Source organism: Pseudomonas taeanensis MS-3, assembly GCF_000498575.2.
Lineage (GTDB): Bacteria > Pseudomonadota > Gammaproteobacteria > Pseudomonadales > Pseudomonadaceae > Aquipseudomonas > Aquipseudomonas taeanensis.
Genome location: NZ_AWSQ01000008.1, coordinates 1 through 16234, shown reverse-complemented (window position 1 = coordinate 16234; position 16234 = coordinate 1). Strand labels below are relative to the sequence as shown.

The 16234-nt window shown below is 60.5% G+C and carries 17 protein-coding genes and 1 pseudogene; all 18 read right to left on the bottom strand.

What is annotated here, in order from left to right; genetic code table 11:
• Nucleotides 1-204 precede the first annotated feature (204 nt).
• Nucleotides 205-2184 carry a DEAD/DEAH box helicase gene (locus tag TMS3_RS19850; RefSeq protein ID WP_025167045.1) on the bottom strand — a complete coding sequence of 660 codons (1980 nt, stop codon included), beginning with the start codon at nucleotides 2182-2184 and terminating at the stop codon, nucleotides 205-207.
• Nucleotides 2181-2339: a hypothetical protein gene (locus TMS3_RS25360; RefSeq protein ID WP_160321041.1), complete on the bottom strand. Its 159-nt coding sequence runs from the start codon at nucleotides 2337-2339 to the stop codon at nucleotides 2181-2183. Before TMS3_RS25360 ends, TMS3_RS19850 begins: the two co-directional genes overlap by 4 nt.
• A gap of 131 nt (nucleotides 2340-2470) precedes the next feature.
• Nucleotides 2471-4375, bottom strand: coding sequence for a type I DNA topoisomerase (gene topA / locus TMS3_RS19845; protein WP_025167044.1), 1905 nt, complete (start codon nucleotides 4373-4375; stop codon nucleotides 2471-2473).
• A 98-nt stretch (nucleotides 4376-4473) separates the two neighbouring features.
• Entirely contained in the window at nucleotides 4474-4653 is a 180-nt protein-coding gene (locus TMS3_RS19840) for an Rmf/CrpP fold protein (RefSeq protein WP_152985541.1), read from the bottom strand.
• A gap of 381 nt (nucleotides 4654-5034) precedes the next feature.
• Nucleotides 5035-5496, bottom strand: coding sequence for a single-stranded DNA-binding protein (locus TMS3_RS19835; RefSeq protein ID WP_025167042.1), 462 nt, complete (start codon nucleotides 5494-5496; stop codon nucleotides 5035-5037).
• 13 nt (nucleotides 5497-5509) lie between these two features.
• The gene (locus tag TMS3_RS19830; protein WP_025167041.1) at nucleotides 5510-6049 is read right to left on the bottom strand and encodes a DUF3158 family protein; all 540 of its coding nucleotides are present in this window, start codon (nucleotides 6047-6049) and stop codon (nucleotides 5510-5512) included.
• A gap of 5 nt (nucleotides 6050-6054) precedes the next feature.
• Entirely contained in the window at nucleotides 6055-6789 is a 735-nt protein-coding gene (locus TMS3_RS19825; protein WP_025167040.1) for a PFL_4669 family integrating conjugative element protein, read from the bottom strand.
• Nucleotides 6790-7227: 438 nt separating this feature from the next.
• A complete protein-coding gene (locus TMS3_RS19820; protein ID WP_025167039.1) occupies nucleotides 7228-7596 on the bottom strand; it encodes a hypothetical protein in 369 nt (122 codons plus the stop codon).
• A 40-nt stretch (nucleotides 7597-7636) separates the two neighbouring features.
• A pseudogene (locus TMS3_RS19815) lies at nucleotides 7637-8939 on the bottom strand (STY4528 family pathogenicity island replication protein).
• Nucleotides 8936-9643, bottom strand: coding sequence for a DUF2857 domain-containing protein (locus TMS3_RS19810; RefSeq protein ID WP_025167038.1), 708 nt, complete (start codon nucleotides 9641-9643; stop codon nucleotides 8936-8938). The pseudogene TMS3_RS19815 and the gene TMS3_RS19810 overlap by 4 nt, the downstream one beginning before the upstream one ends.
• Nucleotides 9644-9671: 28 nt before the next feature.
• The gene (locus TMS3_RS19805) at nucleotides 9672-11456 is read right to left on the bottom strand and encodes a ParB family protein (RefSeq protein ID WP_025167037.1); all 1785 of its coding nucleotides are present in this window, start codon (nucleotides 11454-11456) and stop codon (nucleotides 9672-9674) included.
• Nucleotides 11453-11695 carry an Arc family DNA-binding protein gene (locus TMS3_RS19800; RefSeq protein WP_025167036.1) on the bottom strand — a complete coding sequence of 81 codons (243 nt, stop codon included), beginning with the start codon at nucleotides 11693-11695 and terminating at the stop codon, nucleotides 11453-11455. The genes TMS3_RS19805 and TMS3_RS19800 overlap by 4 nt, the downstream gene beginning before the upstream one ends.
• Nucleotides 11696-11763: 68 nt before the next feature.
• Nucleotides 11764-12285 (bottom strand): hypothetical protein, encoded by a 522-nt coding sequence (locus tag TMS3_RS19795; protein ID WP_025167035.1) that lies wholly within the window; start codon nucleotides 12283-12285, stop codon nucleotides 11764-11766.
• A complete protein-coding gene (locus tag TMS3_RS19790) occupies nucleotides 12275-12463 on the bottom strand; it encodes a hypothetical protein (protein WP_025167034.1) in 189 nt (62 codons plus the stop codon). The genes TMS3_RS19795 and TMS3_RS19790 overlap by 11 nt, the downstream gene beginning before the upstream one ends.
• The gene (gene dnaB, locus TMS3_RS19785) at nucleotides 12460-13809 is read right to left on the bottom strand and encodes a replicative DNA helicase (protein ID WP_025167033.1); all 1350 of its coding nucleotides are present in this window, start codon (nucleotides 13807-13809) and stop codon (nucleotides 12460-12462) included. The genes TMS3_RS19790 and dnaB overlap by 4 nt, the downstream gene beginning before the upstream one ends.
• Nucleotides 13806-14504, bottom strand: a complete 699-nt coding sequence (locus tag TMS3_RS19780) for a DUF2786 domain-containing protein (protein ID WP_025167032.1) — start codon at nucleotides 14502-14504, stop codon at nucleotides 13806-13808. Before TMS3_RS19780 ends, dnaB begins: the two co-directional genes overlap by 4 nt.
• Nucleotides 14504-15247, bottom strand: coding sequence for a hypothetical protein (locus TMS3_RS19775; protein ID WP_025167031.1), 744 nt, complete (start codon nucleotides 15245-15247; stop codon nucleotides 14504-14506). Before TMS3_RS19775 ends, TMS3_RS19780 begins: the two co-directional genes overlap by 1 nt.
• 1 nt (nucleotide 15248) lies before the next feature.
• On the bottom strand, nucleotides 15249-16109 hold the full coding sequence (locus tag TMS3_RS19770; RefSeq protein ID WP_025167030.1) for a ParA family protein: 861 nt from the start codon (nucleotides 16107-16109) through the stop codon (nucleotides 15249-15251).
• Between the last annotated feature and the right edge of the window lie 125 nt (nucleotides 16110-16234).

Sequence of the window (16234 nt, the reverse complement as noted above, 5' to 3'; positions counted from 1 at the left end):
AGGCGCGACTCTCATCGAGGCGCGGAGCTTGCTCCACCAAGACGCCGGATAGATTTAGGCAAGCCTAACGCTCATCGCTGATCAGTATTGCAAAAGTGGGGGGTGACCATAGATTTTTACACAGCCTGGGCCGATTTCAGCCTGTCGTGAGTTTTTGCAGGCTGCTCGGCTTGTACTCTTGGCTGTAAATAGAGCGCAACGGCGTCAAGTCCAAGCCGTTGCGCAAGCAACAAGTGTCTCCGCCAGTGCTGCCTTGCTCTCGGTGACCGGATCGGGCTCGATCAGGTCCTGGGCCAACTGGCGTTTATCCAGGAGCATCTGCCATAGCTTCTGGTCGATGGTGTTCTCCACCAGCGGAATCTTAACCACCACAAGGCGCAGTTGACCGTTACGGTACGCCCTGTCCTCTGCCTGGTCCTGAAGGCCGGGCGTCCAGGGCAGACCTAGGAACATGACATAGTTCGCCGCTGTCAGGTTGTTGCCAGTGCCTGCGGCCGACGTGGTGCCGATAAAGACACGGGGGTCCGGATCGGCCTGGAATTTGTCGATCGCCTTTTGCCGTTTGGCCAGCGAGTCGCTGCCCATCAGGGTAACGCAGCCATAGCCAGCGACTTCGCAGAGCTCGCGGAGGGTGCTGACGGTCTCCTTGAACTCGCAGAACAGGATCACCTTGTCCTCGATGTCGAGCTCGGCGAGCAGTTCCATGATGACGCGAACCTTCACTTGCTCCAGGAACTGACGGAGCGCGCCGAGCCTGGCGAAGATCGGGCGGTCCTCGAGGCGGATGCGGTCGTACTGGCGGCGCTCCTCCTCGGAGAGCGCCACCGACAGCGTCTGCCGCTGCTTGCCCTTTAGCCCGGGTAGCACGTCCTTGCGCCGGCGGAGCATCCAGTCACCAATGGCATCGCGCAGATCCTTGCGGAACTCCGGGCTGCCGGCGAACTGCTCGCAGAACTCCTTCAGAGGCAGTTGGCCGACCGGGTGGCCGGATAGGCGCAGCAGGGTGTGCAGCTCGGTTTCGCGGTTGAGCACCGGCGTGCCGGTCAGCAGATAGCGACTCGGGACCTTAGCCGCAATGTCGAAGCCGTGGCGTGTCCACATCGCTGTGGGTTCCTTCAGCCGATGGGCTTCATCGATGACCATGACGACGAAGTGGTCCGCCTGTAGGACGTAATCGCCCAAGCGCTCGTAGTTGATCACCATCCACTTCGCCAAGGCATCGAAGACCTGCAGGGCGACAACGGCATCCGGATAGACGACCTGAATCTCGCGTTGCCAGTTGATCAGCAAGGAGGACAGGGTGACGACCAGGATCGGTCGGTCGCCGGCGCGGATCGCGGCGGCGATTACCGCCTGACGGGTTTTGCCCAGGCCCATGTCGTCGGCCAGGAGGGCGCTGGTCCGCTGTAACAGATGACGGATGCCGGCGGGCTGATGATCCAGCAGCGAGTAGCTCAATAGAGCCTTCTCGATCTGCGCGTCGGTGTACTCGGTGCGCTCGATGGAGGGCACGGCCGCCAGGTAGACGTCAGCTGAGGTCTCGTCCTCGGAAGCCTTCGCGACCTGCTCCTGGGCCGGGCCGCCCAGGCTGATGCGCGTGATGGACTCGACTGGGGCGACGGTCCCATCACTGAGCAGTTCCTGGACCGTGTCCAGGATCTCGAATTGCTCCTCGGACAGGCCCAGTTCCAGGATCAGGTTGCTGCGGACCAGCTCCGCAGAAGCGTCGATCCTCCAGGAGCGGGATTGCCCAAGGAAGATTCCCCGCATGCGCCTGGCCACCGCCACCATCCCGGGGTGGTAGTCGCCGGACAGGAGAATGCCGCCGTGCGCGAGTGGGGCGATACGGAAGACCAGACCCCAGGTGAACGCTTGCCGATCGGGCGAGGCCTGGGCGGCTTCCAGTTTCTGGCAGAACGACTTCCAGGATTCAGCGTAACGCCCGTCGACCAGCTCTATGAGGCTATGGAAGAGCAGGTCCAGCTCGGCCAGCAGCTTGCCTTTGGGCAACCGCCAGTAGCGGTAGAGCGGGTGTTCCGACCGGCGCATGTAGAAGCCATCGCGCTCGAGGAGAAGACGGTTGGCGCCCTCTACGAACTGCAACTGCAGACCGAAGTCATACCCGTCGAAGATGGCATTGCCCAGCAGCTCCGGCCGCCGATTCATCAGGCGTGGTCGGCTCATGCATTGCCCTGCTGCTGGATGATCCATTGCTGAGGCAGCAACCGGAAGTGGTCCGCCCAGTTGTTTGCGACAGCGATCTGCTGTTTCGAGTAGTTCTGCAGGGTGGGATCAAGCAAGGTCTGATCCGATGCCGAAGGCGTCTCCTGTGTTGCCATGCGTCTACTCCTCTGTAAGCGCATGGCAATGTCGGCCTTCCAGATCCTTGGTTTCTATGGCAAATGCGTACTTGGGCTAGGGCAGATTTCTCGCACCGCAGCAGCCTTTACGCGGAAAATTGCGCCTGCAGCTACAGCCCCTTGGGCTTGTCGAAGTTCGGCTTGCCGCTCAAGGTGGGGTAGCTGACCTTGCATCCACTGGACTTGTAGCCGGTGCAGCCCCAGAAGTCGTAACCGCCTTCCCCCTTTTTCTGGCGCCTTGCGAGGGGTTGACCGCACTTGCCGCATTTGAATTCGGAGCTCGGCGTCGCGGCCGGCCGGGACGATTGCATCGGCACGCTGGGTAGCCCTCGCTGTTTCGACAGTTCCGCCTCGAGGCGCTTGTGCAGCCGGGAGACCACAGCGCCGTAGGTGTCCTGGCCCTGGGCGATCTTGTCCAGGTCGCGCTCCAGTTCCCGTGTGAAGCCGAGCTCGACGAAACTGAAGAACCCTTCCAGCCGCGCGATCGTCTCCTCTCCCAGGCCGGCCGGGACCAGCTTGCGACTCTTCTCCTCGATCAGGCCCTTGCTGGTGATGTTCTTCATGATCGAGGCAAAGGTGCTCGGACGGCCGATGCCGCGGCGCTCCATCTCCTTGATCAGGCTGGCCTTGGAGTATCGCGCCGGTGGCTGGGTTTTCTTCTTCAGCAGCTCGCCGCTGTGGACCGGGAGGATCTGTTTCGGGGAGAGCGTGGGTACTGGGTTATCCGCCTCGGCATCCTCGTCATCGTCGGTGTCGTCGCCCAGTAGGAGCTTCATCCAACCGCGATAGGAAATCGTCTTGCCAGTTGCGGTGAAGCGCAGAGGCTTCCGATCCGGGCCTACGGCGAGCAACTTGGCAGTGCGCACATCGTAGATGGCAGCCTCCAGTTGGCTGGCCAGTGCGCGGATCCGAATGAGCTTGTACAGCGCCTGCTCTTCAGGACCCTCTCCGGCCACTTCGTCGGCCCAGTAAGTTGGGGTGATGGCAGGGTGGCCTTCTTGGGCGCCTTCTGCCGCGTTGAATGTCCTTCGCTCAGCGACGGCATTCACGCCCAGCGAGCTGGCCACCTTGCGGATGTCCTCCATCGCATCGTCCGGTACGTTGGGGTTGTCTGTGCGGTGATAGGTGATGACGCCTTGCTCGTAGAGGCGTTGTGCGACTTGCATGGTCTTGTCTGGATCCCACTTCAGGGCGTTGCTCGCCGCCTGTTGCAGCGACGAGGAGATGAAGGGCGCCGGTGGATCCCGCTCGGACTGACGGTCCTCACACACCTCGACCACCACGTTGCGCGTGGAGGCGACCAACTGGGCGAGATTGCCGTCCTGGATATAGGGGTGTTCCTTGGTGGCGAAGTCCGGTACCGGCTGCCACTCCGCGCTCCAGGTAGTTTTGCCGCTGGGGGTGACGAAGTGCAGTCGGGCGCCAAAGTGGTTGATTACCACGAAGTTGCGGATCTCGCGCTCGCGCAGTACCACCAGGTAGACGGCAGGTGACTGGACGCGCCCGGCCGAGGTGGGTTTGCCCATCAAACGGCGGAGTTCCTGGGTCACCAGGTAGCCCACCAATCGATCCAGGACACGGCGACACTCCTGCGAGGCAACCCTGTTCAGGTCGATCTGCCGCGGATTGGCCAAGGCCTCCTGGACACGCTTGAGGGTGATCTCGTTGAAGGTGATGCGCTTGTAGTCTTTGACTCCCAGCACCTGCTGGATGTGCCAGGCGATGCTTTCGCCCTCGCGATCCGGGTCAGTGGCCAGGTAGATTTCGTTCGCCTGTTTCGCCGCAGCCTTTATGGCTCGCACATTCCGCGAGCTTTTCTCCAGGACTTCATAGACCGGGGCGTAGTTCTTGCGCACGCCAGTGGTGATCATCGTGTCGTCCTGGCCCTTGGCCGGGAGGTCGCGGATGTGACCGCCGCTGGCGATCACCTGCCAGTCTTCACCTGGGCGCAGCTTCTTCATCATCGGCTGCAGCTTCTTCAGCTTGCCGGGTGCCTCGATGATCAACAGCTTCATGGGATACCCCTCTCGATTTGCCAGAGACCGACTGTCGCGGTAGCAAGGGAGGAGCTTCAACTGGAAATGGTCACCGGGAAAGGGGAGCTTTTCAGGGGCTAGAGGTCCAGCGACAGCTGCTGTGCCTGGGCAAACCCTTTCAGCCAGGACGCCCTCATTGCAGGATGACTATATGGGCAGGCATGCACCGGTAGCCCTTTCCGGGCGGCCTCGGCACCGGCAGCTACCACGGCACGATGGGGGTTATTGAGCCGACGCCTGTCTGCTGGCTTCTGCATCTTGATCGAGTCCCGCATGGACATAGTCTCCCGATGAGCAAGTCAGTCGAACGGTAGCGTCACGCTTGGGCGATTTTTTAGTGACCGCCAGAATTCTACAGCCGCTGCCACGGTTCGCCGATGAGAAAGCTACCAATCAGCGAGAATTTCCCGAATGGCGCGATTTTTACCTGGGCGCATGTCGAGCCGAGTAACACCAGTACAACAGGCCGAGCACCGAGTGGTCCGTTGACACCAGCAGCCAGCCTCTGGGATTTCCCATATCTTCATCTACCTGCATGTTGCAACTGCCCAAAGGTTCCAGAAATGAGAAGGGGGCGACGATGAACCGTCTCCCCCCACCACCACCAGCTTCCCGAATGGGCCGAAATTAAGCCCCTATCAGAGGGGCTCGTCTGGATCGGGATAGGCATCCTGATCGGCGTTGAGCGGCAGTTGGGGTTGTGGCCGATTGCCCTGCTGACCATTTGCACCCTGCGAAGCACTCAGCGTAACCGCCGTGATGCGGTGCGGGAGCATGCCGACCCGACTGGCCTGGATCTTCAGCGCTTCGAACTCGCCCTCGTTGTTCTCCCAGCGATCCATAACCGCACGACCTGACACAGTCACGCGCATGCCTTTCTGGAACAGGCGCGAGTAGCTTTCAGCGTCCTTGTGCCACCACTCGACGTTGGCCCAGAAACCTCCTTTGTCTTCGTAACCGCCATTGCCGTCCGGCACCGAGTTGTCGAAGTAGACATTGAGCCGCAGCAAGCGCCGCGGCTCCTTGTTGCCGTTGGGGAATTCCTTGAACTCCGGCGCGGAGCCGATGTTGCCTTCCCAGCTTTGTACGGATGTACCCATGAACGTTCTCCGGTTAGTTGTGTTGCATGAGGTTGGTGCCCTGCTGCAGCCGCTCCATGAGCACGGCCTCGGCCTGGCCCATCTTCTCGGCGCACTCGGCGGCCTGTTTGCCGATGGAGTGGATCAGGCTGATCTGCATGTTGAGGGTGATGCGCTGCAGCTCCAGGGCGTAGAGGTCCTGCAGCATCGGTATTGGTGTCTTGGGATAGCCGACCATCTCCGCCCAGACGCCGACACCCATCCTGCGAGTGGCGACGTGCTGCCAGCGCAGGAACATGGTGCCGGCCTGGGTGTTCTGCTCGGTCAAGCGGACGGGCAGGAGGGTGAAGGGATGGCGCCGAACCTGGGCCAGCACACCCTGGGCAAGCTCTTTCAAACCCACCTCCAGCACGCGGCATTGCTCCGCAAACTGGGCCAGCTCCCCCTTACCTTTAAAGGGCTTTAAAAGGCCCTTTAGTGAGGCACCCTGTTGCAGCCTCTGAAAGGCATCCTGTTGCAGTGGCCGGAAGGCAGTCTGTTGCAGTGCCTCGTTGGAGGAGTCGATCTGCCACATACCGATCAGTCCTCGCCGTCGCCGATGTCATCGGAGAACGGCTCCGGCGACTCGTTTTCTGGCTGTCCGCGAGTGATCGGCGGAGCGAACGTGGAGCGGCGAGTGCCCTCCAGGATGTCCTGGGGAATCTCGCCGTGACGTTCGTACATCTTGCGAGCTGCTTCAGCCTTCGCATTGTTCGCGGCGAAGTCGTCACGGCAGGCCCCCGAGTAGCGGTAGATCTGTGCCAGCCCGAAGAGTTTGCGGAGCACGGCAGCACCTTCGTCGATCCACAACTCCATGTCTCGGCGGCCTATCAGACCGACGTGCTGGGCCAGCAGGATGCGTCGAACGATCTCGTCATAGGAGGTCAGCAGGTAGACGGCCTTGAACCCGAGGGGGTTGGAAATATAGAGGGGAAGCCTGACCGGCTGGATCGACAGGTTGTTGCTGATGCTGATCGCGGGTGGCAGGTTCGCCATCACGTCATCCAGCCGTTGGTCGATATCCTTCAGCGCGGTGTCGGACTCATTGATCTTGTCCTCTAGTTGGATCATCCACCAGTCGGAGTAGGGATCGTCCTGGGTGGCGCCGCGAGTCATGCGGTTGATGATGGAGCAGAAGCCGGACAGGCCAATGATTCCCGGCTTCTGCTCATTCTTGGGCCGCCCCATCCAGATGCGGGCAGCGTGGTGCGTGTGGAGGGTGAGCTGCACATCGCTCCGCAGGGAGCCAATGTTGAGCCGGTAGTTGTCAGCCATGGTGCGGGTTTTCCTTACAGGGAAGTTCGCGCCCATGCTGCAATTCGGTCGCTACGGCCGCAGCAAGAAATCCATAGCCCGACGGAAGGGGATTTGTTGTTGCCTCTTTATGAATGGGAAGCGGTGCTGCTTCTTATATAGAGAAGTGGTTCCAGTGAAACCACCCGGCTGCCTGTCGGCACCGCTGCCTGGTCCTGACTGGAGCTATTCGGGCCGAATAGCTCAGTTGCCTGTCGGCACCGCTGCCTGGTCCTGGCTGGAGCTATTCGGGCCGAATAACTCGGTTGCCTGTCGGCACCGCTGCCTGGTCCTGGCTGGAGCTATTCGGGCCGAATAGCTCAGTTGCCTGTCAGCACCGCTGCCTAGTCATGGTCGGAGTGTCGCGGGCCGAAACACCTGGCTGCCCGTCGGCACCGATGCCCGGATCACTGAACTGGGTCAGATATTGCGACGCGGATCGGTATAGGCATCACGAGACGTCAAACGCTTCCGTGCCAATGCCACGTTCTTCGCCCGCTCGTATGCTTTGCCTCGTTTCATCAGCACATCCGGGAGTGAGCGGTGAAGGTGGGTGGCGGCGGCATACAGCATCACTGTCACTACCACCGCCACAACCGTGTTTGCCCAGAAAATTTGCAGGGGGTGGAATTCCGCGATCCCAGCAAAGCTTGCCACCACCACATAGACGCATATCAGGATCACTACCAAAGCGAGGATCATCAGTGGTGCCCCCAGCAGCAATCCCAGCAGATCCACCGCCATGCCCTTCAAGCCGAATCTGATCAGCTTGGCCCTATCGTTTTCCATTCTGTTGCTCCTCTTCGATTGCATGATTGACTCTGGTTGTTCACGTCTGGTTTGTGCTGACCAGCCGCGGCTTCAGCAGGTGCTGCATCGCATTGAGCTGCTCCCTGGCCGTTCGCACCGTGTCAGGTGTTCTGACCGCAGCCGCAACCGCAGCAGTTGCCGCACCGCTCCGGGTTGGGGGATGTACTGGGGATCCAGCAGCAGCTACTGCGCCTGGTGTCGGGCCCGCTGGAGGTAGGGAGGTCTCGGGTCGCCAGTCAATGTTGAACTCACCACGAATCGCCCGCTGAACGCAGCTGAGCAAGTAGCCCAAAGGGTTGCGAACCCCACCGGTGTCGCAGCGATGCAGCCATTGCTCGATGACAGCGGGCCGTAACTCGGTAGGCACTCGCTGCATGGCACTCACTGCCTTCAACTTCTGCTCCGATGGCAAGCGTTCCAGGCCGATCAGCCACCGAGCCATGGCGTCTGGCTCTGCGCGCGGTACAGAGCTTTTACATACATCATGGTGTGTATTTGTATACGTACTATATGAGTTCGGATTCCGAACTAAGGCCGAACGCTGTGATTTCTGGCTGATTTCGGATTCCGAACTGAGGGCCAGAGTGCCTTGATTCGCTGAGTTGTCACTGATTTCGGATTCCGAACTCNNGAGTTCGGAATCCGAAATCAGGTGCTGGCAGCGCTGCCAGGTTGCTTTCGATTGCCCACTGCTGGCTGTTCAAACGGTCCTCAACCGTTTCCATGCGGGAGGGTAGGCGCCGGCCAACATCGTGGTCGCTGGCGAATTCACGCCAGGTGATCTCGGCCACTTCGCGGATCGCACGATTGGGGTGTTCCATGGATTGGCCGAGCAACTGCATGTAGTCCCTGTCGAACTCCAGCGCCTCGGCCGGGCTGACGGGCTCATCGTGAAGCAAGTAAACATTGCCCTGGACCTGTCCGCTGAGGTCGTTGCGTACTCGACGGCCCAAACTGAGCCAGCGGGTCAGGCGGAGGACCGTCAGCGCCTTGGCGATGGTTTCCCGCGAGGCGAGTTTGCCCGGGTGCATGCCCAGGTAGGGGCGAAGCTGGTCGTAGGTCGGGAAGGCTGTGATGCCATCCTCATTGACCAGAAGACGGAATACCTGCCAGGCATTGCGCTCCAGAGGCGTCAGCCGGTCATCCAGCAGCAAACGACGGGGCACCGTCTCGTGAGGGTTCCCGCTGAAGATGATGCCGGAGTAAGAAGAGGGGGAGGTGGCCCCGGCTGCTGCCTTCTCCTTCTTTTGAAGCAAATGGGCCTCGAGGTGTCCCGTGGCCGAGTCCAGGAGCGTAGAAATAGGAAACCGCGAAAGCTTCATAGGTCGGGGTCACCTTCCACCGAGGCCAATGCAAGCTGCTGTTGCCGTTGCGCCTGGGAAGCGACCAAGTGAAGTTTTCTGGGCTTCCAAGAGTTCTCCCGGGATGGAGGGTATAAACCTTCGTTGATCCAGGTCTGGATACGGTTCCAGATGATGGCCAGGCTGAGGCTTTCGGTACTGTCTTCGGCCTCCGGCTCCTGGGGGGTGTTCAGCTCCTCGGCCACCATCATGGCGATGTCGAGCATGGCCAGGCTGTCCTTGATCTCGACCTGGTGCTCTTTCATCAGGTGGGTCCAGCGGTACCAGAGCAGGGCGTCCTGGTCTTCACTGAACTCCCGCCAGCGACCGCGACGAACACGGACGCCCATCATGAGGCGTTGCAGCGCCACATCCTGTGGAGACAGGCCGAAAAACTGTTGCAGCATGGTCGTAGTGGCACCTAGACGGAGCGCGCGCTCAATCATGCGTAGTTCTTCGTCAGAGCGTTCGGCGCCGGTGAGCAGCTTTTTCACCATCTCCGTGTCGATGGTGACGTGGCACCAAGACACAGGGGTGTTGAGGAGAAGGCTCAGCACCGCGGGTTGCTGGAGCTGGGCCAGAATCTCTGGCTCCAATCCCATCTCAATGCACCGCCTGAGCTGACCATTGCGCATGTGATTGAGCACCTGCGACAGGATGGCCTCGTTGATCGGTGATTTGGACATTGCGACTCCCTCCTGCGATTGTCCGTACTCAGCTGTCGGTTGGTGGTGTTGTGCCGTTGAACGCCTGGATTTCCAGGTCGATCAGGCGACGCGCGAGGCGGACGATGCGAAATAGCTTCACCAATGCGCCGTCGCTCAGTCGGCCGAAGTCGCCAGGGTTCTGGTCCTTGGCAAGGGGCTGGCCCAGCAGTATCTGGCCGAGGCCTGCAGCGAACTCGAATTCGCCTAGCGCGTCCTTCTGTTCGGGGTGCTCCTCGAGCATCTTCAGGGCGATGCTCATCGAGCCACTGAGGGACTGAAGCAGCGTCAGGGTGTGTTGGGCTGTAGCAGTGACTTCGACATCTTCCGCCGGATGGCGATAGCGGAAGCCGATCCCACCCGCTACGTCGACGAACTCGCCCGGGGCGTCCACCGAACTGGCGATCTCACGGGCCAGTTCGGCAATGTGCTGACGCAGGACGTCTGGCGTGTCGATGTCGCGCTCGATGTACCAGAGGTCTGAAATGGGGTGCAGACCTCCTGCCTGCACAGGGATGGACACCAGGGCGTTCGCATTGAAGTCGGGCAGAACCTCGCCATCCAAGGCGGCCAGCTTTTGCTTCATCTGCTGGACGCGAGGCGAGGTCGTAACCGGGCTGGCCACATGACCGTCGACCCGTGCTTGACGCTCATCCTGGGTCATCTGCTCTACAGGTGGCGGCGCAACTTTCCGCTGTTGGCGAGCAGGGGCCTCGTTGGTCGGTGGAGGTGTAGCGCTCCCATCCTGGCTGTGGGTGCCGGGTAACTCGGGCTCCAGGCCATTGCCTTGGGCGTTCTGCGGCAGCTCTGTTGTGCTCGGCGCCGGTGGCGCGAGCGGTTGCTGGATATCTGCTTCCGGCTGTGGGGAAGGGGGTAGCGTCTGAGGCAGACTCACCACCGGGGTAGAGCGTCGAAGCTGATCCTGGTTCTGGGTAATATCCAGGAGAATGGCCTCATAGCCCATGCCCAGCGGTGTCTTCATCTGGGCGATCAGCTCGTCCTGGAAACGCTGGGACAGGAATTCCTCGGCGTCACCCTCGAACTGGGCCAGGACATCCTGGAACAGCATCTCGAACTCGATGCTTTCATCTTTGTTGTGGCGCTCCCAGCACTGCAGTGCAGTCTTGCGTAGCGATAGCAGCTTGCTGATTCGGTCAACTCCTAGCCCCGAGTAAAGTACCCCTGGGATAGCCGGGAGTAAGTGCCGGATGGTGTCCTGCATCTTGCTGATGTGGGGCTGGGAGACCGGATAGCCATCAGCGCTTAGACGGCGGGCTAATTCACTTTGGGAAATGGGTTTGCCTGCCTCTTCCTCATAGAGGGCTTTAGCTTTGTCGATCCCAACAGCCCGCTCGATGAACATGAGCTGGCCCTGCAGATCGTTTTCCGCCAGGTGACCGGTCAGTGCGATGATTTCGCCGCGGGCCTGATCCCAGGGGCGGAACAGGCAGTTGAAGCGGAAGTACTTCTCGTCGCCGGTCTCGCGGTAGAGCTCATTAAGGATGGCCAGTCGCGTGTTGCCACCGTTGCGAATGCGGTACTTATCTTCCCCGGGGCGCCGGGTGACTGGGGGCGAGGCGTCCAACCCGCGTTGCCGGATCGACTCCTTGATTTCCGCATACTTCGGATTGCGGGTGGTCCTGGGGTTCGAGTCGTAGGGAAGGATATCGTCCAGGGTCAGCACCATCGGGGTGTCGGCGATCGGATCGCTGAAACGCTGGGCTGCGGGAGACAGCGGCTGAAAGCCGGGCTGCAGAAGTTTGTCCTTCAGGGAGGCTACGGTGGGCTTTGTCATGTTCTGGACTCCAGAGCTTCAGCAGTTGTTGCCTTCGAGCCGGACAGCAGCCTGTCGATGACCTGGTGCGCGCGCTCCAGCTCGACCTCGAGCTCGGTAGCCCGCTCGAGGCGATGAACGATCTCGGCGTTCATCGAACGTGAGTTGACGCGGGCTTTGATGGCTATCCGGTCGCGCATGCCAGCAGGCAAGCGGACGACGAACTTCTCTTCTTCTTTGCGTTGCGGCTTGTTGGCCATGGCAATCTCCAAATTCGGTCGGGTTCGATTCAATGGCACGTCAACTGGTCGCGAAGCTGGGTCGGTACTCATTCCGTCCGCTCCTTGTCCTCCAGGCCGTTGCCGACCTGGATGGCGATGATCTCGGGTTCATGGCCAGGGAACTTCGTGCTCAAGTCCGTCAGGAACTCGCGGGTTGCCTCGCGGGGGCCAGGAATGCGGAACACCACGGTGCAGTGCTGCACCTCTGACTGGGCGTCGAGGTAGGGCAGAACAGACACCTTCAAGGCGCGATCCAGCAGGTGACGTGGCACCCAGACCGACCAGAAGTAACTCGACAGGAGAGCACTAGGGCAAAGCAGATTGACCGACACCGTTCCGCTGGTGTTTGGAGACAGCTCGACGTAGCCGAGCTCCTGAAGTTCGGTCAGGTCGGCTTGCATGCTCGCCGGCACTACGGTGTTGTCGTCGCGGGTCAGCCGGTTGATCACTTGTGCAATTGCATCGAGCTCGAAGGCATTCACACCGACACGGTGGGCATGGGCAACTGCCGAGGTGTCGAAAGGGACGCTGGCTGGGATTGACGGGAAGTGGGCTGCGCTACTGTGCATGACCGACCTCCTGCAGCTGCTCGAGGTCGTAGCTACCGCAAATCGGGCAGACCAGCACCTCGACCTCACCTTCAGGCGTGTTCTCGGCAGGAATGCACTGGCGAACCTGATGGCGCGGATGGTGGGCATCGCAATTGCGGCAATGGTGCGTCAGCGGTGTTAGGGCGGTGGTGGTCATGCATGGACTCCTTGCCAATCGCTGCTGGCACTGAGATTCGCGAAGCGGGTCTGGTGAGGAATGAACGCGGTGCGCACCGTCCCAGTGGGGCCGTTGCGGTGCTTACCGATGATTATTTCGGCGATGCCCTTGAACTCGGTTTCTGGGTGGTAGACCTCGTCGCGGTAGACGAACATGATCACGTCAGCGTCCTGTTCGATGGCGCCGCTGTCACGGAGATCCGCGTTGATGGGGCGCTTGTTCGGGCGGCGCTCCAGGTCCCGGTTCAACTGGGAGAGGGCGACGACGGGGCAGTTCATCTCCTTGGCCAAGGCCTTCAGGGCACGCGAGATCTCGCTGATCTCGTTGGCCCGGTTCTCCTGCCCGGGGCAGCGCATCAACTGCAGGTAGTCGACCAGGATCAGAGCGGGCTTGCCGAACCGGCGCGCAGCGCGGCGAGCCTTGGCCCGTATGGCTGTTGGCGTCAGGCCGGAGGAGTCGTCGATGACTAGGCGATCGCCGTAGCCGTGCATCCGTGCGACAGCCGCAGTCAACCGCGGCCAGTCGTCATCATCCAGACGGCCTTTCAGCAGCTTGCCAAGATCGAGGTGACCCAGAATGGCCATCAAGCGGTAGATCAGCGCTTCAGCCGGCATTTCCAGGCTGTAAACCTGAACGGTTTCCTGGGGCTTGTTCTGCAGGGCTGTATCCACGAAGTTAAGGGCCAAGGACGTTTTACCCATCGACGGCCGAGCACCTAGGATGATCAGGTCGGCAGGTTGGAAGCCTGCTGTCAGCTCATCCAGGTCGCCCAGGCCGGATGGCACACCTGTCACCGTCACATTGCCGTTGAAGTGCTCATCAATCTTCTCGATGACATTCGTGATGCATTGGGTGAGGTTGATGAACTCGGAAGCGCTGCGGTCTTGGCCAAGGGCGAACAGCTTTTGCTCGACGGACTCCTGGACTTCGAACGCGTCCGCCTGCTGATCGGATGCTTCTCTGGAGCAGAGGTAGCCCAGAGACATCAAGTGACGTAGATGCGAACGATTGCGCACGATGTTGGCGTAATGCTCGATGTTGGCCACCGAGGGGGTGTTCTTGGCCAGTTCGACGAGGTAGGGCAGGCCCCCGACCTCTGCCGGCTCAGCCAGCGCCTCGCCTAACGTGACTATGTCGAACGGGTGGCCTTTCGTCGCGAGGCCGGCAACAGCCTGGAAGATCATCTTGTGCTCGTGGCGGAAGAAGTCCTCGGCAAGCAGTTGGTCCCCTATGAGATCCCAGGTGTTGTTATCCAGCATCAGGCCGCCCAGGACACCTTGTTCAGCCTCCACCGAATGAGGAGGGGAGAGGTCGAGATGCATCATTGGCCACCTCCATAGGCCAGGGACGCTTGGCGTTCTTGTGCGACACCGCGATGCAGGTTCGCTTTTTTGCCCTGGTCCCAGCCGGCACGAAGCGATCCGCTGTCGTGACCTTTGGCCTTCAGCGGTTCGATGGTGATTTCCTTCAACTGGGGGTGATGGATCTCCAGATAGGCCTTGATCTCCTCCCGGGTCGTTTCGTCCATGCCGTCGGCGAACTGGGCAACCTTGGAGGAAATGGCCCTTAGCCAACCTTCAGCGAACAACTGGCCCCGCCGACGCTTGGTCTTCAGCTGGCAGCGCTTCTGTTGGGCAACATGATCACGGCGAGCGGCGACCAGCTGGTGGTGAAGGGTGGAGTAGGCGTAAGCCGCCAGTTCTGGGGAAATGCCCTTGCCGAGAAACTTGAACGACCAGCCCCACAGGGGGTTGAAATAGGCAAGGTGGCTGCAGTCGAAGGCGGTCGCGCAGATTGATGCCAGTGTGTGCAGCCAGTCTTGGGGGGCGCGGCGGGTGTTGGTGACCACACTCGCCTCATCGACAGCGTGAGCTGCAACCTCGATGATCTCCAGGTTGTACTGCTTCATCAGGCTGCGCGCTTGGCGGAGCGCGGTTTCCACCTCGTTGGGGGCTGCCCCCTTCGAGTTGGCCAGCGCCATGAGCTTGGCCACTTTGTTGAGGACCTTCTGCTTGTCCATTACTCGCCCTCCCGCTTTTCCAGGGAGGCAAGGGCCGTGGCCCATACGCCAAGAGTTTCGGTCTCCTGCTCGAGGACACGTGTACGGATTTCCGCGATCTTCGCTTGCAGGACAGCGTGCTTGTCCTTGACGCTCATGTTGTCGATGTCATGTGCGAGGAGATCAGTAAGCTCCCTGCGGATGTCGTCCCGCAGGTAAGAGGCCTGATTCTTGAGTTCTTTCTCCAAGCCCCAGTCATTTCGGAATGGCTTGGTTTGAGGTGGGAGAGTCGCGGATTGCCGAAGCTTCTGAGAAAACTCCCAGGGGCTGTAGAAGCACTGGAAAGCCCGGGCATGGTTGAGAGTCAGGCCTAGGTGGATTACTTCGAGCATCTGCTCCGGAGTGTCGCAAGGCAGGGGAAACGATTCACTCACGAGTTGCTTCGCTTGCAAGTCACGCTCTTTCAGCCTTACTGCAGCTGCTTTTTCGTCGCGAAGGCGCTTCTCCTTGGCGTGTTCCAGATTGGCATTTACCGACTCGACCAAGCTCGCGGCATCGCAAAGCAACTGCCGCTGCTCGTGAGTCAGCAACTCGCCAATTCGTGAGATCAGGCCTTTGTTACCGGTCAGCGCCCGGACTTCCCGAGCTGCTCCGGTCAGTTTCGACTGCATGCCCCGCAGTTCCTGTGCGCTGTAGAACTGACCAAGCTTGAGAATCGCCTCGGCAGTGATGCTCTTGGCTTCGGTGATGGAGGACTTCGCCATATCAGCGCCCCCCTTTAACCAGCGCGGCCATCGTCTCCTCGGTGACGGACTCAAAGCGGTCGCGCCACTCGGGGAAGACTTCGATCGCCAGCCTGCGGATGATGCTGAGCGCGGACGGAGATTGGCGGTTGGATGGCTGGCGGTATTCGAGCCGGTGCGCCGGGATTCCACGGGAGGCGGCGTTGCGGAACACAACAGCGGCAGGAATGGTGCAGTCCAGGACGCTGATCTCGAGGTTGTCCTGGAATATCTCGCGAACCGACTGGTAGATCATCTGGGCGTCGGCGGTCAGGTCCAAGCAATTGACCACGATGCGGACCGGTGGGATGTTCAAGCCCAGACGTCCATAAGCGCGTAGCCCATCCAGCATCTGCATCGTGCCGCGGCTGAATTCGCGGGCGGTGAGCATGTTCGGTTGGAGAGGGGAGATAGCCAGGTCGGAGGCTAGGACAACCATCTCCAGCATGGCCGAGCGGGCGCCTTGGGTGTCGATCAGGACCAGGTCGAAATGGTCTTCGAACGCCGGCATCAGGTTGGCCAGGCGAAGCCGGCCGTCGGGAGCTTGCAGGATAAGGTTGATCAGATGGTTGTTGATGTCGTTGGAGATCACCAGCGACAGATTCGGGATGGTGGTGCTGGAAACGATCCGGGTACAGTCCGTCACGTTGAAGGCGAGCAGGTCGTAGATTCCGCCCTGCGCTTCTTCAAGTAATGGGTAATACGAGGAAAGTGAGGGCTGGACGGGGTCCAGGTCTATCAGGAGTGTTCTTAGGCCAGCATCAGCGCAAAAAGCGCCGAGGCTGGCCGCTGTTGTGGTTTTCCCAGGGCCACCTTTGGTCGATACGATCGATGCGGTTTTCATGGTAGAGCGCCTCTAATGTGAATTCATTAGAGGCTGCAACAGCTAGCTGGCCGGGCTTCTGCGGGTTCTTAGAGACCCTTCCTAGACGCTCCCGGGCCAATTGTCTTTTAACCAATTGGTCGTAG

Bases quoted from the DNA above. Each gene is read 5' to 3' on its own strand.
- TMS3_RS19850 (WP_025167045.1), bottom strand. From the start codon at position 2,184: ATGAGCCGACCACGCCTGATGAATCGGCGGCCGGAGCTGCTGGGCAAT.
- TMS3_RS25360 (WP_160321041.1), bottom strand. From the start codon at position 2,339: ATGGCAACACAGGAGACGCCTTCGGCATCGGATCAGACCTTGCTTGAT.
- topA (WP_025167044.1), bottom strand. From the start codon at position 4,375: ATGAAGCTGTTGATCATCGAGGCACCCGGCAAGCTGAAGAAGCTGCAG.
- TMS3_RS19840 (WP_152985541.1), bottom strand. From the start codon at position 4,653: ATGCAGAAGCCAGCAGACAGGCGTCGGCTCAATAACCCCCATCGTGCC.
- TMS3_RS19835 (WP_025167042.1), bottom strand. From the start codon at position 5,496: ATGGGTACATCCGTACAAAGCTGGGAAGGCAACATCGGCTCCGCGCCG.
- TMS3_RS19830 (WP_025167041.1), bottom strand. From the start codon at position 6,049: ATGTGGCAGATCGACTCCTCCAACGAGGCACTGCAACAGACTGCCTTC.
- TMS3_RS19825 (WP_025167040.1), bottom strand. From the start codon at position 6,789: ATGGCTGACAACTACCGGCTCAACATTGGCTCCCTGCGGAGCGATGTG.
- TMS3_RS19820 (WP_025167039.1), bottom strand. From the start codon at position 7,596: ATGGAAAACGATAGGGCCAAGCTGATCAGATTCGGCTTGAAGGGCATG.
- TMS3_RS19810 (WP_025167038.1), bottom strand. From the start codon at position 9,643: ATGTCCAAATCACCGATCAACGAGGCCATCCTGTCGCAGGTGCTCAAT.
- TMS3_RS19805 (WP_025167037.1), bottom strand. From the start codon at position 11,456: ATGACAAAGCCCACCGTAGCCTCCCTGAAGGACAAACTTCTGCAGCCC.
- TMS3_RS19800 (WP_025167036.1), bottom strand. From the start codon at position 11,695: ATGGCCAACAAGCCGCAACGCAAAGAAGAAGAGAAGTTCGTCGTCCGC.
- TMS3_RS19795 (WP_025167035.1), bottom strand. From the start codon at position 12,285: ATGCACAGTAGCGCAGCCCACTTCCCGTCAATCCCAGCCAGCGTCCCT.
- TMS3_RS19790 (WP_025167034.1), bottom strand. From the start codon at position 12,463: ATGACCACCACCGCCCTAACACCGCTGACGCACCATTGCCGCAATTGC.
- dnaB (WP_025167033.1), bottom strand. From the start codon at position 13,809: ATGATGCATCTCGACCTCTCCCCTCCTCATTCGGTGGAGGCTGAACAA.
- TMS3_RS19780 (WP_025167032.1), bottom strand. From the start codon at position 14,504: ATGGACAAGCAGAAGGTCCTCAACAAAGTGGCCAAGCTCATGGCGCTG.
- TMS3_RS19775 (WP_025167031.1), bottom strand. From the start codon at position 15,247: ATGGCGAAGTCCTCCATCACCGAAGCCAAGAGCATCACTGCCGAGGCG.
- TMS3_RS19770 (WP_025167030.1), bottom strand. From the start codon at position 16,109: ATGAAAACCGCATCGATCGTATCGACCAAAGGTGGCCCTGGGAAAACC.